Source organism: Streptomyces sp. NPDC048479, assembly GCF_040651435.1.
Lineage (GTDB): Bacteria > Actinomycetota > Actinomycetes > Streptomycetales > Streptomycetaceae > Streptomyces.
This window is the reverse complement of the sequence record NZ_JBEZKA010000003.1, coordinates 418952-433613: the sequence shown is the minus strand read 5'-3', so window position 1 is coordinate 433613 and position 14662 is coordinate 418952. Positions and strand designations below refer to the sequence as shown.

The following is a 14662-nucleotide window of genomic DNA, read 5'->3' as shown; positions in this document are numbered from 1 at the left end:
ACCGCGCTGCCCCGGAGGAGACGGGAACCATGCCTTCCTGCGTCCCCACTCGCACCGACGACCCTTCGCCCAAGACCAAGCACAACAAGTCCCGTACCAAGTCCCGTACGAAGTCGCGCACGTTTCTCGCCTCGCGCTTCCAGCGCCCGCACAGTCCGCCGTCACCCGACGGTGGCAATGGCGGTGGCCGTCGATTCCGTATCGCGGGCGCCGACTTCTCCGCCTCGATCTCCGTCTTTCTGATCGCGCTGCCGCTCTCCCTCGGCATCGCACTCGCCACCGGCGCACCACTCCAGGCCGGGCTGGTGGCCGCCGCCGTCGGCGGCATCGTCGTCGGCCGGCTCGGCGGGTCACCGCTGCAAGTCAGCGGCCCCGCGGCCGGACTGACCGTCGTCACCGCCGATCTGATCCAGCGGTACGGCTGGCGCACCACCTGCGCCATAACCGTTCTCGCCGGACTCGCCCAACTCGGGCTGTCCGCCCTGCGGGTGACCCGTTCGGCCCTCGCCGTCAGCCCGGCGATCGTGCACGGCATGCTGGCCGGCATCGGCGTCACGATCGCCCTCGCCCAACTCCATATCGTTCTCGGCAGCACCCCGCAGAGCTCGGCGGTCGACAACATCCGTGCTCTTCCCGCCCAGTTGGCCGGCCTCCACCCGGCCGCACTCTCGGCCAGCATCCTGACCGTCGCCGTACTGCTGCTGTGGCCACGGATTCCGGGGCGTACGGGCCGGATCGTACGAAAGCTCCCGGCCGCGCTCGCCGCGGTGGCGGGCGCGACCGTCTTCGCCACGCTCGCCGGGCTGAACCTGACGCGCGTCGATCTGCCGTCCTGGAGCAGCCACGCCCTGCCCCAGCTGCCCGAGGGTCCGGTGCTGGGCATACTCGCCGCCGTGCTCACCATCACCTTGGTGGGCAGCGTGGAGTCACTGCTCTCGGCGGTCGCCGTCGACAAGCTGGTGGCCGCCCGCAAGGAGCCGGCCGTTCGCATTCCGCGCGCTCATCTCGACCGCGAGCTGGCCGGGCAGGGAGCGGCGAATGTCGTCTCCGGCGCACTCGGCGGGCTGCCCGTCACCGGGGTCGCCGTACGCAGCGCCGCGAATGTGTCCGCGGGCGCTGTGAGCCGTAACGCCACCATGCTGCACGGCATGTGGATCGCGGTCGCCGCGCTGCTGCTGGTGCCCGTGCTCGATCTGATCCCGCTGGCGGCCCTCGCCGCGCTGGTGATGGTCGTGGGCGTCCAGATGGTCAGCATCACGCATCTGCGCAGCGTGAAGCGGAACCGCGAAATGCTGGTGTACACGGTGACGCTGGCCTCGGTCGTCGTCACCGGCGTACTGGAAGGCGTGGCGATCGGGATCGCGGTGGCGGTCGCCGTCGCGCTGCACCGACTGACCAGGACCCGGATCACTTCCGCCGAGCAGGAGGGGGTCCACCGGATGCGGGCGCGCGGTCAGTTGACGTTCCTCGCCGTGCCTCGGCTGAGCCGGATGCTGAGCCAGATCCCCCAGGAGGCCGACTGCGTCATCGAGCTGGACGGGTCGTTCATGGACCATGCCGCGTACGAAGCGCTGCACGACTGGCAGATCTCGCATGTCGCGCAGGGCGGGACGGTGGAGTTCACCGGCCGGGCGGGGGGCCGGATCAGCGAGCCCGCCTCCGAAACACACGGCTGCTGCCGCCCCTGGACGCCCTGGCGCAACCACCACTGCGACGAGCGCCCGCCACGCGCCAAGCCGCATCAACTGGCCAACGGGCTCAGCTCGTTCCAGCGCAACACCGCTCCACTGGTGCGAGACGAGCTGGCGCGGCTGGCCCGCGAGGGGCAGCGGCCCTCGCAGCTCTTCCTCACCTGCGCCGACTCCCGCCTGGTCACCAGCATGATCACGGCCAGCGGTCCGGGCGATCTGTTCACCGTACGGAATGTGGGCAATCTGGTGCCCCTCCCCGGCGCGGAGAGCAGCGACGACTCGGTGGCGGCCGCGATCGAGTACGCCGTCGATGTGCTGGAGGTGGACTCGATCACCATCTGCGGGCACTCCGGGTGCGGGGCGATGCAGGCCCTGCTGAACGCTCCGCCCGGGGGCGCCCAGACCCCGCTGCGGCGCTGGCTGCGCCACGGGCTGCCGAGTCTGGAGCGGATGAAGAGCCGACACCGTTCCTGGGCCAGGATCTCCGGGCGACTGCCGACCGACGCTGTCGAGCAGCTGTGTCTGACCAATGTGGTCCAGCAGTTGGAGCATCTGCGCGCCCATGAGGCGGTGGCCAGGCGGCTCGCCGAGGGCACGCTGGAGCTGCACGGCATGTACTTCCATGTCGGCGAGGCCCAGGCGTATCTGCTCGCGAGCAGCGACGGGCATGAGATCGACGAGGTCTTCGACCGAGTCGCCCCCACCCCCTCGGTCCTCCAGAAGTCGCGCGCCTGAACCGCCTCCCGGAAACCAGGCGCCCTCAAAGCCACGCGCCCTGAAACCACGCGCCTGAAACCACACGCCCTGAAACCACGTGCCTGAACCGCTCACCCTTCCTGACCGTGAGAACGTATGGCCCCTCTTTCCCGCCGCCCGGGGAGGAGGGGCCACCTATAGGTCTAAACCAATTTCCGGCAGGCTCTTGTGTCCCGGCCCGTCGGCTGATGAGCTATGGCCTGGGACACATAGGCACATAGGACGCCCTGGGAAAGGGAGATGTCGTGAGCAACGAAAGCCTGGCCAACCTGCTCAAGGAGGAGCGGCGGTTCGCGCCGCCGACCGAGCTGGCCGCGAACGCCAACGTGACGGCGGAGGCGTATGAGCAGGCCGAGGCGGACAGGCTTGGCTTCTGGGCCGAGCAGGCGCGCCGGCTCACCTGGGCCACCGAACCGACCGAGACCCTCGACTGGACCAACCCGCCGTTCGCGAAGTGGTTTGCCGACGGCAAGCTCAACGTCGCGTACAACTGCGTGGACCGCCATGTCGAAGCGGGCAACGGCGACCGTGTCGCCCTCCACTTCGAGGGTGAGCCCGGCGACAGCCGAGCCATCACCTACGCCGAGCTCAAGGACGAGGTCTCGCGCGCCGCGAACGCCCTCACCGAGTTGGGAGTCGTCAAGGGCGACCGGGTCGCCGTCTACCTCCCGATGATCCCCGAAGCCGTTGTGGCGATGCTGGCCTGCGCCCGTATCGGCGCCGCCCACTCGGTGGTCTTCGGCGGCTTCTCGGCCGAGGCCGTCGCCTCCCGTATCCAGGACGCCGACGCCAAGCTGGTCATCACCGCGGACGGCGGCTACCGCCGCGGCAAGCCGAGTGCGCTCAAGCCCGCGATCGACGAGGCCGTCGCCAAGTGCCCGCAGGTCGAGCATGTCCTGGTGGTACGGCGTACCGGCCAGGACACAGCGATCACCGAGGGCCGCGACGTGTGGTGGCACGACATCGTCGCCCGCCAGTCCGCCGAGCACACCCCGGAGGCCTTCGACGCGGAGCACCCGCTCTTCATCCTCTACACCTCCGGCACGACGGGTAAGCCGAAGGGCATCCTGCACACCTCCGGCGGCTATCTCACCCAGGCGGCCTACACCCACCACGCCGTCTTCGACCTCAAGCCGGAGACGGACGTCTTCTGGTGCACCGCCGACATCGGCTGGGTGACCGGCCACTCGTACATCGTGTACGGCCCGCTGGCCAACGGCGCGACCCAGGTGATGTACGAGGGCACGCCCGACACCCCGCACCAGGGCCGCTTCTGGGAGATCATTCAGAAGTACGGCGTCACGATCCTCTACACGGCGCCGACCGCGATCCGTACGTTCATGAAGTGGGGAGACGACATCCCCGCCAAGTTCGACCTGAGCAGTCTGCGGATCCTCGGGTCGGTCGGTGAGCCCATCAACCCCGAGGCGTGGATGTGGTACCGGGAGCACATCGGCGCCGGCAAGACCCCGATCGTCGACACCTGGTGGCAGACCGAGACCGGCGCGATGATGATCTCGCCGATGCCCGGTGTCACCGAGACCAAGCCCGGATCCGCGCAGCGCGCGCTGCCCGGGATCTCGGCGACCGTCGTGGACGACGAGGCGAACGAGGTGCCCAACGGTGGCGGCGGCTATCTCGTCCTCACCGAGCCGTGGCCGGCGATGCTGCGCACCATCTGGGGCGACGACCAGCGCTTCATCGACACGTACTGGTCGCGCTTCGAGGGCAAGTACTTCGCGGGCGACGGCGCCAAGAAGGACGACGACGGCGATATCTGGCTGCTGGGCCGGGTCGACGACGTGATGCTGGTGTCCGGCCACAACATCTCGACCACCGAGGTGGAGTCGGCCCTGGTCTCGCACCCGAAGATCGCCGAGGCGGCGGTCGTGGGCGCGACGGACGAGACGACCGGTCAGGCGATCGTTGCCTTCGTGATCCTGCGCGGTACGGCGAGCGAGGACGAGAACCTCGTGAACGACCTGCGCAACCACGTGGGCGCGACGCTCGGCCCGATCGCCAAGCCGAAGCGGGTGCTGCCGGTTGCGGAGCTGCCGAAGACGCGCTCCGGCAAGATCATGCGCCGGCTGCTGCGTGATGTTGCCGAGAATCGTCAGCTGGGCGATGTCACCACGCTCACGGACTCGTCGGTGATGGACCTGATCCAGTCGAAGCTGCCGAGCGCGGCCAGCGAGGACTGAGACCCGGCGTTGGGGGAAGGGGTCCGGCCGCCGCGCGGCGGCCGGACCCCTTCGCCATGGACGGGTTGGCGCCCTATGGGTTGCGGCACGGGTTGGAGCTCGACCCGGCGCCCCGAGGCGGCGGTTCGCGCCGCAGGCACACGCACCCGGCGGCCCGGCGGCATCGCGCCACGCACCCCTTATGCACCTAAAGTGAGGATCACCGGATACACCCTTGCGCTCTTAGGTAAACTAATGACCGCGTCAATGGCGCGACAAGAAACTAGGTGCGCCGGGAAGTCTGGTCGGCATGTGTTCCGCCCTGCCTACCCGACCGGAGGTCCCACGACGTGGCCGCGCCGCCCACCCCCACCAACCGCAAGTTCCTCGGACGTCTTTCGCTGCCCGAGCGGACATACGTGGCGGACGCGCTGCGCGCCGAGACCGTCGGTGGCGTACTCCTCCTGATAGCCACGATCGCCGCGCTGATCTGGGCGAACACCCCGCTGAGCGACAGCTACGAATCCGTACGCAGCTTCCATATGGGCCCGGCCGCCCTCGGCCTCGACCTCTCGGTCCAGCACTGGGCCGCCGACGGGCTGCTCGCCATCTTCTTCTTCGTCGCGGGCATCGAGCTCAAGCGCGAGCTGGTCGCCGGTGAGCTGCGCGATCCCAAGGCGGCCGCCCTCCCCGTGATCGCGGCGATCTGCGGCATGGTGGTGCCCGCACTCGTCTACACCCTCACCGCCGTCATCGGCGGCGGATCCACCGACGGCTGGGCCGTCCCGACCGCCACCGACATCGCCTTCGCGCTCGCCGTACTCGCGGTCATCGGCACCTCGCTGCCGTCAGCGCTGCGCGCGTTCCTGCTGACCCTCGCCGTCGTCGACGACCTCTTCGCGATCCTGATCATCGCGGTCTTCTTCACCGACGACCTGAACTTCGCCGCGCTCGGCGGGGCCGTGATCGGGCTCGCCGTGTTCTGGCTGCTGCTGCGCAAAGGCGTGCGCGGCTGGTACATATACGTGCCGCTGGCGCTGGTCATCTGGGGGCTGATGTACAACAGCGGCGTCCACTCCACCATCGCAGGTGTCGCGATGGGCCTGATGCTGCGCTGCACCAAGCGGGACGGCGAGGAGCACTCCCCCGGCGAGCACATCGAGCACCTCGTACGGCCCGTTTCCGCGGGCCTCGCCGTACCGCTGTTCGCGCTCTTCGCGGCGGGTGTCACAGTCTCCGGCAGCTCGCTCACCGATGTCTTCACCAAACCCGAGACCCTTGGCGTCGCCCTCGGTCTGGTGGTGGGCAAGACCGTCGGCGTCTTCGGCGGCACCTGGCTGGCGGCACGCTTCACCAGGGCCGAGCTCAATGACGACCTCGCCTGGCCGGACGTCCTCGCCGTCGCCTCACTCGCCGGCATCGGCTTCACCGTCTCCCTCCTCATCGGCGAACTCGCCTTCGCCGGCGACGCGGCGCTGACCGACGAGGTCAAGGCCGCGGTCCTGATGGGCTCGCTGATCGCCGCCGTACTGTCCGGGATTCTGCTCAAGCTGCGGGTGCGCAAGTACCGGGCGCTGTGCGAGGACGAGGAGCGCGACGAGGACCAGGACGGCATCCCCGACATCTACGAGCAGGACAATCCCGAGTACCACCTGCGGATGGCGGCGATCTACGAGGAGAAGGCAGCGGAGCACCGTCGCAAGGCAGAGCTGGCGGGGGCGTCGCGCGACGGAGTCGACAGTCCTGCGTGATCTGACTCGCCTGGGCCGCCTCGGAGCCCTGCCCGAGCCCTGCCCGATTGGCCGCGCGTCCCGAATGCGTATCAGCGGACGAAGCAACGACCAACGTTCGCCTCCCGGCGGCACGTGCGAAGCGGGCAGCCCCACAAGACCCCTGGCGGGGCACAATGCTCGGCAGTCCGGCATGATCTGACATCGGATCCGTAGATGATGGAGAGGGAGTCAGCGATGAGCGACCCCGGCAACAGCGCGGCGAACGCCGTCGGCGCCGACCGCAGTCTCGGCCAGTTGGTCGCCTCGGCGACCGCCGAGATGTCCGCGCTTGTGCACGACGAGATCGCCCTGGCCAAGGCGGAACTGCGACAGGACGTCAGGCGTGGCGCGATCGGCGGAGCGGCCATCAGCGTCGCGGGAGTGTTCGCGCTCTTCTCGCTGCCGGTGCTGAGCTTTGCCGCGGCGTACGGGATCCACAATCTGGGTCTTGGCCTCGCCTGGTCGTTCCTGATCGTGGGCGGGGCGTTCCTGGTGCTGGCGGCGCTGGCGGCGCTGCTCGCCGTGACCAAGTTCAAGAAGGTCAAGCCGCCGGAGAAGTCCATCGCTTCGGCCAAGCAGACGGCGGCCGTACTGCAGAGCGTCAAGCCGCACCCCCGGGCGGCGCAGAACAAGGTCTCCGTCTGAGCCAGCGCCCGGCGGGTCCGAGGAGTCGGTGAGCACCGGCGGCGTCGGCGGCCGGGGCCGGGCTTGTTCCGTATCCGGGCCGCCCTGGCAAACGCCGGGTGTCCAGGTGTGGCACGCTCGTCTGCATGACGGCCCCTGATACCAACCCCGGCGGCTTCGGCAGCACTGGCAGCCCCGTACGCATCGAAGGTCCCTGGACCCACCGCGACGTGGCGGCCAACGGTGCGCGCTTCCACATCGCCGAGATGGGCGACGGGCCGCTGGTGCTGCTGCTCCACGGCTTTCCGCAGTTCTGGTGGACGTGGCGGCATCAGCTGACCGCGCTCGCCGACGCGGGGTTCCGGGCGGTGGCGATGGATCTGCGGGGCGTGGGCGGCAGCGACCGTACGCCGCGGGGCTACGACCCCGCGAACCTCGCGCTCGACATCACGGGCGTGGTGCGCTCGCTGGGCGAGCCGGACGCGGCGCTGGTCGGGCATGACCTGGGTGGGTATCTGGCGTGGACCGCGGCGGTGATGCGGCCGAAGCTGGTGCGCCGGCTCGCGGTCTCCTCGATGCCGCATCCGCGGCGGTGGCGCTCGGCGATGCTCTCCGACTTCTCACAGAGCCGCGCGGGTTCGTATATCTGGGGCTTCCAGCGGCCGTGGCTTCCGGAGCGTCAGCTCGTCGCGGACGACGCGGCCTTGGTGGGCAAGCTGATCCAGGACTGGTCCGGGCCGCAGCTGCCGGACGAGGGTGCGGTCGGGGTCTACCGGCGGGCGATGAGCATCCCGTCGACGGCGCACTGCTCGATCGAGCCGTACCGGTGGATGGTGCGGTCGATGGCTCGGCCGGACGGTATCCAGTTCAACCGCCGGATGAAGCGTCCGGTGCGGGTGCCGACGCTGCATCTGCACGGCTCCTTGGACCCGGCGATGCGGACGCGCAGCGCGGCGGGGTCGGGCGAGTACGTGGAAGCGCCGTACCGCTGGCGGCTGTTCGACGGCCTGGGCCACTTCCCCCATGAGGAGGATCCGGTGGCGTTCTCGACGGAACTCATCAACTGGCTGAAGGACCCGGAGCCGGACCGGTAGACCCGAACCCTGGGCTCGAACGGCGGACCCCAACGCCCGGCCCGGCAGGTGGCCCGAACGCCCGGCTCGAACGCTGGACCCGCCGATGGGCCCGCCGTTGGGCCCCGACCGGGACATCCCATAAACCCAATGGAACGCTTGTACTACGCACAGCCAAATGCCTGGCGCATAGGCCAATTGGCCGCCCCTGACGCGGTTACCGACCATGGCGCACGGGCACACGTCGATACATGGGCTGGACGCACGACTACGGTGACGCAGCACGCAACCGCCGCTCGGCCGCTGGGCCGATCACCCACGAGAGGGGTGGCTCTCAAGGTGCGGGCCATGAGCATCCGGGGCAGGGGATCGGCATTCCCCACATCCTGAGGCGCCGGGCCCGCTGGGTCTCGGCGCGATTGCGGCATACCCGCGGCTGACGCCCGGTTCCGCCTCCACGCCGCCGCTGCACAACGCCGCTACAGCGCACATCCCTGACTGTCGACCTGCTGGTTGGCGGTCAGGCCGCGTGTGATGTCGTCGCGGATCTCGTCGGCCGTCAGGGCGTAACCGGTGTCCGCGTCGTCCAGTGACCTGGCGAAGATGACGCCGTACACCCTGCCGTCCGGTGTGAGCAGCGGGCCGCCGGAGTTGCCCTGACGGACCGTCGTGAAGAGCGAGTAGACATCGCGGCGCACGGTGCCGCGGCGGTAGATGTCGGGGCCGTTGGCATTGATCCGGCCGCGGACACGGGCCGAGCGGACGTCGTACGAGCCGTTCTCCGGGAAGCCCGCGACGATCGCGCTGTTGCCGCTGCGCGCGTCCGTCTCGCTGAACCTGAGCGGCTGCGCCCTGAGGTCGGGGACGTCCAGTACGGCAATGTCGCGCTGCCAGTCGTAGAGGACGACCTTCGCGTCGTACAGCTTGCCCTCGCCGCCGATCTGCACGGTCGGCTCGTTGACGCCGCCGACGACATGGGCGTTGGTCATCACCCGGCGGTCGGAGAAGACAAAGCCGCTGCCTTCGAGGACCTTGCCGCAGCTCGGAGCCGTACCGACGACCTTGACGATGGACCGCTGGGCGCGGGCGGCGACCGGGCTGCCGGCGAGCGCCGGGTCCGGGGCCTGGACCTCGGTGATGGGCTCGTTGGCGAACGGGCTGAAGACCTGCGGGAAGCCGTTCTGCGCGAGGACGGAGGAGAAGTCCGTGAACCAGGTGTTGGCCTGACTGGGCATCACCCTGGAGACGCCGAGCAGCACCTTGGAGTTACGGACCTCCTTGCCGAGCGTGGGCAGGGACGTGCCGGCCAGCGCGGAGCCGATCAGCCAGGCGACCAGCAGCATCGCGACCACATTGACCAGCGCGCCACCGGTCGCGTCCAGCGCGCGGGCGGGCGACCACGTGATGAACCGGCGCAGTCTGTTGCCGAGGTGGGTGGTGAAGGCCTGGCCTATCGAGGCACAGACGATCACGACCACCACGGCGACGATCGCGGCCGTCGTCGACACATCGGAATCGTTGGTCAGCTGGCCCCAGATGACGGGGAGCAGATAGACCGCGACGAGGCCGCCGCCGAGGAAACCGATCACCGACAGGATGCCGACGACAAAACCCTGGCGATAGCCGACGATCGCGAACCACACGGCGGCGACCAGCAACAGGATGTCCAGCACGTTCACCGTCAATAGCCTCGCAGTCGTTCGTCGCTCCGTCCGGCTGGAGCGGCTGAGGGTCACACTTTCATGAGCGCCAGTCCAAGGGGACCTGCTTGGCGCGGTCCCATGGTCTCTCCCATCCGGCGAAATGCAGGATCCGGTCGATGACACCGGCGGTGAAACCCCAGACCAGAGCCCCTTCGACCATAAACGCCGGCCCGCTGTGACCGCTCGGGTGCACGGCCGTCGCGCGGTTGGACGGGTCCGTGAGATCCGCCACGGGCACCGTGAAGACCCTCGCGGTCTCCGCGGGATCGACAGCTCCGACAGGACTCGGGATGCGCCACCAACCCAATACGGGCGTGACGACGAAACTGCTCACCGGGATGTAGAGCCTGGGCAGGACGCCGAAGATCTGGACACCGGCCGGGTCGAGGCCGGTCTCCTCCTCGGCCTCGCGGAGCGCGGCGCGCAGCGGGCCCGTGGTGGCCGGGTCGCCGTCCTCCGGGTCGAGGGCGCCGCCCGGGAAGGAGGGCTGCCCCGGGTGCGAGCGGAGGCTGCCCGCGCGCTCCATGAGGAGCAGCTCGGGGCCGTTGGAGCCCTCGCCCAGGAGGATCAGGACGGCGGACTGCCTGCCCCGGCCACTCTCGGGCGGGAGAAAGCGGCTGAGCTGTTCCGGCTCGACGGTGCGGGCGGCGCGCACGACGGGGTCGAGCCATTCGGGCAGACCTTCGGTCGTGACGGCGACATCGCCGTCGTATCGCCCGTCGTAGCTCTTCTCGTACGTCTTGCCGGACTTCTCGTCGTAGGTCTTTCCGTACGTCTCGTTCTGCGTCTTGTCCTGCGTCTTGTCCTGCGTCTTGTCGTACGTCTCTTCTCCCGCGCGCGTCATCGGCATCCCCTCGTGCACAACGCCTCGGGGCGCGTGGATCGTTCCGTGAGTCGTCCGGCGTGCGGCTCGGGCCGTGGCGTCACCCGGCTGCCCCCAGGGGCGGCGCGGACTTGCCCGGGTAGTCCGGGGGCGGGCTCAGCCGCTGGCCCGGCTGGCCACCCAGCTCGTACTTGAGAAGCTTCTTCGCCTTCTCGGGGTCCGTCTCGCCCTCCCCGTACGACGGGCAGAGGTGCGCGATGGGACAGGCGCCGCAGGCCGGCTTGCGGGCGTGGCAGATACGGCGGCCGTGGAAGATGATCCGGTGCGAGAGCATCGTCCACTCGGACTTCGGGAAGATCGCGGCGATTTCCGCCTCGACCTTCTCCGGGTCCTCCTGCTCGGTCCACTTCCAGCGGCGCACCAGGCGGCCGAAGTGTGTGTCGACAGTGAGACCCGGTACACCGAACGCATTGCCCAGGACCACATTTGCCGTCTTGCGTCCGACACCGGGCAGCGTCACCAGATCCTTCAGCCGGCCCGGAACCTCGCCGCCGAAGTTGTCCCGGAGGGCGGCGGACAGGCCGATGAGAGCTTTCGCCTTGGCCCGGAAGAAGCCCGTCGGGCGGATGCTCTCCTCCAGCTCCTCGGGCACGGCGGCGGCCATGTCCTCGGGCGTGGGGTACTTCGCGAAGAGTGCGGGCGTGGTCTGGTTCACCCTCAGGTCGGTCGTCTGGGCGGACAGGACCGTGGCGACGAGCAGCTGAAAGGGATTGACGAAGTCCAGCTCCGGGTGGGCGTACGGATAGACCTCGGCGAGCTCCCGGTTGATCCGGCGTGCGCGACGGACCATCCCCAATCTTGATTCCGGTTTGGGCGTTTTGTTCGGTTTCTCAGGGCTGGGCGAGGACTGTTCGCCCACAGCGGAATTCTGCTTTCCGGACACTCTTCCAGCCCCCTTGGCCTGCACTCTCACCGGCGAATTGGACACCCGGCCAGCCTAAGGGGCCCCACTGACATCCGCCGCGGTCACCAGCAATCAGGACCCAATCGGGCCCCCGCCGCACGAACAGGCACTGCAGTGCGTCAAACTTGTTGTGATTGATCGCACGAATATTTACTTGCCGGGGGTCCGGGGGTTGCCTCCGGACTAGCACCGCGCGGTCCGGCATCATGGGGCCACGGTCCCTGAGCAGGTCGACAAGGAGAGAACTCGTGGACGACGTTCTGCGGCGCGCCCCGCTCTTCGCGGCGCTCGATGACGAGCAGGCCGCGGAGCTCCGCGCCTCGATGAGTGAAGTGACGCTCGCCCGTAGCGATGCGCTCTTCCACGAGGGCGACCCCGGCGACCGCCTCTACGTGGTCACCGAAGGCAAGGTCAAGCTCCACCGCACGTCCCCCGATGGCCGCGAGAACATGCTCGCCGTCCTCGGCCCGGGCGAGCTGATCGGTGAGCTGTCCCTCTTCGACCCGGGTCCGCGTACCGCGACCGCCACCGCGCTGACCGAGGTCAAGCTCCTCGGCCTGGGCCACGGCGATCTGCAGCCCTGGCTGAACGTCAGGCCCGAGGTGGCCACGGCTCTGCTGCGCGCCGTCGCCCGCCGACTGCGCAAGACCAACGACCAGATGTCCGACCTGGTCTTCTCCGACGTCCCGGGCCGCGTGGCCCGCGCGCTCCTCGACCTGTCGCGCCGCTTCGGTGTGCAGTCGGAAGAGGGCATCCACGTCGTGCACGATCTGACGCAGGAAGAGCTGGCCCAGCTGGTCGGCGCCTCCCGCGAGACCGTGAACAAGGCGCTCGCGGACTTCGCGCAGCGCGGCTGGCTGCGGCTGGAGGCGCGTGCGGTGATCCTGCTGGACGTCGAGCGCCTCGCGAAGCGCTCGCGCTAGTCACTGAACACGCGCCGGTCACCAGGCACGCGCTGGTCACCAGACATACGGCAAGGGCCGCCCCGGTCGACTCCGGGGCGGCCCTTCTCGTACCTGCGCTCGTACGTACGTGAGATGTCAGTTCTTGGTGCCGTCCACGATCAGCGGGTTCCCCGAGCCGCCACCGCACGGCACGGCGTACACCGGGTGCTTCGCGGCCGCCTCCTTGAACGCCTCGATGCACTGGTTCGTCAGGACCTTGTCGCTGAGCGAGTCGTTCAGGATCTTGTTGGCCTTGGCGATGCCCTCGGCCTCGATCCTGCGCCGCTCGGCGTCCGCCTTCGCCGTGCGCGCCGCCTCGGTCGCCCGCTCGGTGGCCTGCTGCTGCTGGATCTTGCGGTCGATCTGGTCCTGCAGCCGGTCGGACGGCTTCACATTGCGCAGGTTGACGGTGGTGACGTCGATACCGCGCGGGGCGAGGCGCTCCTTGATCAGATCGCCGATCTCGCTGTTGATCTTCTCGCGGGCTGAGGTGTAACCCTCCTCGCTGGTGTGGCGGGCGAAGACATTGCGAATGATCTCCCGGCTGTCCGGGAAGACCAGCCGCTGCTGGATGGCGCCCTCGCTGCCGGCGAGCTTGTAGAGCTCGATGGCCTTGGCCGGGGTCACCGCCCACTTCACGGTGATCTCCACGTACATCACACCGCCCTGGGAGGAGCGCACCTCGACCACGTCCTTGTCGGAGAGGTTGAGGTCCACCGGGCGGGTGGAGAACGTGGTGACGTCGGTGAACGGCGACGTGAAGTTCATCCCCGGGGTCATGGGCGTGCCGACCCTGCCGAAGGTGACCGGGACGCCGACCTCGTAGGCGCTGACGATGTGCACGCAGCTGGAGACGCCGGCGAACAGGCCGGCTATCAGCGCGCCGAGGGCAGCCAGCTTGAGGCCGCGGCGCTCGCCGCCACGGGCGACGAAATACATCACGGCCGCGGCGATGGTGAGCACGATGAACAGGACAAACACGGTGGTCCCCCCAGGGACGGGGCCCGGCAGCGCAGGCCCCGGAAGTAGCGGATGCCAGAAGTAAGCGGAGCGTAAAGCATGGGTCAATTCATCGAGCGTGAGGGGTCGCTCGGGCTGCTCTAGTCCTGCTCTCCTAGCCCCGTCCTCCTGGCCCCGTCCTCCTAGCCCTGTTCGATCAGGCCGTGCTCGCGCAGATACTCCAGCTGTGCCCGCACCGACAGCTCGGCGGCCGGCCAGAGCGACCTGTCCACGTCCGCGTAGACATGCGCGACCACCTCGGCCGCGGTGAGGTGGCCGTTCTCGACGGCCGTCTCCACCTGGGCGAGGCGATGCGCGCGGTGCGCCAGATAGAACTCGACCGCGCCCTGGGCGTCGTCGAGTACGGGGCCGTGGCCCGGCAGCACCGTATGCACGCCGTCGTCGACCGTGAGTGAGCGCAGCCGGCGGAGGGAGTCGAGGTAGTCGCCAAGCCTCCCGTCCGGGTGCGCGACAAGAGTCGTGCCGCGCCCGAGGACCGTGTCACCGGTCAGCACCGCCCGGTCCGCGGGGAGGTGGAAGCAGAGCGAGTCGGAGGTGTGGCCGGGCGTGGGGACGACCCGCATCTCGAGCCCGCCGGTGGTGATCACGTCCCCGGCGGCGAGCCCTTCGCCACCGAGCCGCAGCGCCGGGTCGAGGGCGCGGACGTGCGTACGCGTCAACTCGGCGAAGCGCGCGGCGCCCTCGGCGTGGTCGGGATGGCCGTGGGTGAGGAGCGTCAGGGCGACCCGCTTGCCCGCTTTCTCGGCGGTGGCGATGACGGCCTGGAGGTGTATGTCGTCGAGGGGCCCGGGGTCGATGACGACGGCGAGTTCGGAGTCGGGCTCGGAGACGATCCAGGTGTTGGTGCCGTCCAGTGTCATCGCGGAGGCGTTGGGCGCGAGGACATTGACGGCACGGACGGTGGCGGGACCGGAGAGCACACCACCACGGGGCTGCCCGGGCAGCGAAGCGGCGTCGGTCATCGGGCACCTCCGGAGTGGCTGGCGGTTACGGCGAGCGGCTCCGCGGCGGGGCGGTGCGAAGCGGGGCGGGGCGGTGCGTGGCGGTGCGAAGCGGGGCGGCGCGGTGCGTGGCACTGCGAAGCGGGGCGGCGCGGTGCGTGGCACTGCGAA

The 14662-nt window shown here is 69.4% G+C and carries 12 protein-coding genes; 7 read left to right on the top strand and 5 right to left on the bottom strand.

Features of this window, described 5'->3' with window-relative positions:
* Positions 1–29: 29 nt before the first annotated feature.
* The 6 genes from AB0D12_RS07365 to AB0D12_RS07340 all read left to right on the top strand — a co-directional run bounded on the left by AB0D12_RS07365 (position 30) and on the right by AB0D12_RS07340 (position 8536).
* A complete protein-coding gene (locus tag AB0D12_RS07365; protein WP_362677965.1) occupies positions 30–2426 on the top strand; it encodes a SulP family inorganic anion transporter in 2397 nt (798 codons plus the stop codon).
* Positions 2427–2692: 266 nt separating this feature from the next.
* Positions 2693–4648 carry an acetate--CoA ligase gene (acs, locus tag AB0D12_RS07360; RefSeq protein WP_362677963.1) on the top strand — a complete coding sequence of 652 codons (1956 nt, stop codon included), beginning with the start codon at positions 2693–2695 and terminating at the stop codon, positions 4646–4648.
* A 329-nt stretch (positions 4649–4977) separates the two neighbouring features.
* On the top strand, positions 4978–6378 hold the full coding sequence (nhaA, locus tag AB0D12_RS07355; RefSeq protein WP_362677961.1) for a Na+/H+ antiporter NhaA: 1401 nt from the start codon (positions 4978–4980) through the stop codon (positions 6376–6378).
* A gap of 216 nt (positions 6379–6594) precedes the next feature.
* Complete coding sequence (locus tag AB0D12_RS07350; protein ID WP_362677959.1) at positions 6595–7044, top strand: phage holin family protein; 450 nt, start codon at positions 6595–6597, stop codon at positions 7042–7044.
* Between the two features lie 125 nt (positions 7045–7169).
* Positions 7170–8117 carry an alpha/beta hydrolase gene (locus AB0D12_RS07345; RefSeq protein ID WP_362677957.1) on the top strand — a complete coding sequence of 316 codons (948 nt, stop codon included), beginning with the start codon at positions 7170–7172 and terminating at the stop codon, positions 8115–8117.
* A 230-nt stretch (positions 8118–8347) separates the two neighbouring features.
* Positions 8348–8536: a hypothetical protein gene (locus tag AB0D12_RS07340; RefSeq protein ID WP_362677955.1), complete on the top strand. Its 189-nt coding sequence runs from the start codon at positions 8348–8350 to the stop codon at positions 8534–8536.
* Positions 8537–8575: 39 nt separating this feature from the next.
* On the opposite strand, the gene AB0D12_RS07335 is transcribed toward AB0D12_RS07340, so the two are convergent.
* From AB0D12_RS07335 to nth, 3 genes are all read right to left on the bottom strand, one after another.
* Positions 8576–9775, bottom strand: a complete 1200-nt coding sequence (locus tag AB0D12_RS07335) for a MarP family serine protease (protein ID WP_362677953.1) — start codon at positions 9773–9775, stop codon at positions 8576–8578.
* A gap of 61 nt (positions 9776–9836) precedes the next feature.
* The gene (locus AB0D12_RS07330; protein ID WP_362677951.1) at positions 9837–10643 is read right to left on the bottom strand and encodes a CoA pyrophosphatase; all 807 of its coding nucleotides are present in this window, start codon (positions 10641–10643) and stop codon (positions 9837–9839) included.
* 79 nt (positions 10644–10722) lie between these two features.
* Positions 10723–11541 carry an endonuclease III gene (gene nth, locus AB0D12_RS07325; protein ID WP_362677949.1) on the bottom strand — a complete coding sequence of 273 codons (819 nt, stop codon included), beginning with the start codon at positions 11539–11541 and terminating at the stop codon, positions 10723–10725.
* A gap of 293 nt (positions 11542–11834) precedes the next feature.
* Here nth and AB0D12_RS07320 point away from each other — a divergent pair, with 293 nt between their 5' ends.
* Positions 11835–12509 carry a Crp/Fnr family transcriptional regulator gene (locus AB0D12_RS07320; RefSeq protein WP_326651593.1) on the top strand — a complete coding sequence of 225 codons (675 nt, stop codon included), beginning with the start codon at positions 11835–11837 and terminating at the stop codon, positions 12507–12509.
* Between the two features lie 117 nt (positions 12510–12626).
* Here the strand turns inward: AB0D12_RS07320 and AB0D12_RS07315 are convergent, their stop codons facing one another.
* Both AB0D12_RS07315 and AB0D12_RS07310 read right to left on the bottom strand, forming a co-directional pair.
* Positions 12627–13511, bottom strand: a complete 885-nt coding sequence (locus AB0D12_RS07315) for a prohibitin family protein (protein ID WP_362677947.1) — start codon at positions 13509–13511, stop codon at positions 12627–12629.
* 161 nt (positions 13512–13672) lie between these two features.
* Complete coding sequence (locus AB0D12_RS07310) at positions 13673–14512, bottom strand: MBL fold metallo-hydrolase (RefSeq protein WP_362677945.1); 840 nt, start codon at positions 14510–14512, stop codon at positions 13673–13675.
* Between the last annotated feature and the right edge of the window lie 150 nt (positions 14513–14662).

Excerpts from the sequence above, each read along its gene's own strand:
- AB0D12_RS07340 (WP_362677955.1), top strand. The coding sequence starts at position 8,348 with ATGGGCTGGACGCACGACTACGGTGACGCAGCACGCAACCGCCGCTCG.
- AB0D12_RS07365 (WP_362677965.1), top strand. The coding sequence starts at position 30 with ATGCCTTCCTGCGTCCCCACTCGCACCGACGACCCTTCGCCCAAGACC.
- AB0D12_RS07310 (WP_362677945.1), bottom strand. The coding sequence starts at position 14,512 with ATGACCGACGCCGCTTCGCTGCCCGGGCAGCCCCGTGGTGGTGTGCTC.
- AB0D12_RS07330 (WP_362677951.1), bottom strand. The coding sequence starts at position 10,643 with ATGACGCGCGCGGGAGAAGAGACGTACGACAAGACGCAGGACAAGACG.
- AB0D12_RS07350 (WP_362677959.1), top strand. The coding sequence starts at position 6,595 with ATGAGCGACCCCGGCAACAGCGCGGCGAACGCCGTCGGCGCCGACCGC.
- AB0D12_RS07345 (WP_362677957.1), top strand. The coding sequence starts at position 7,170 with ATGACGGCCCCTGATACCAACCCCGGCGGCTTCGGCAGCACTGGCAGC.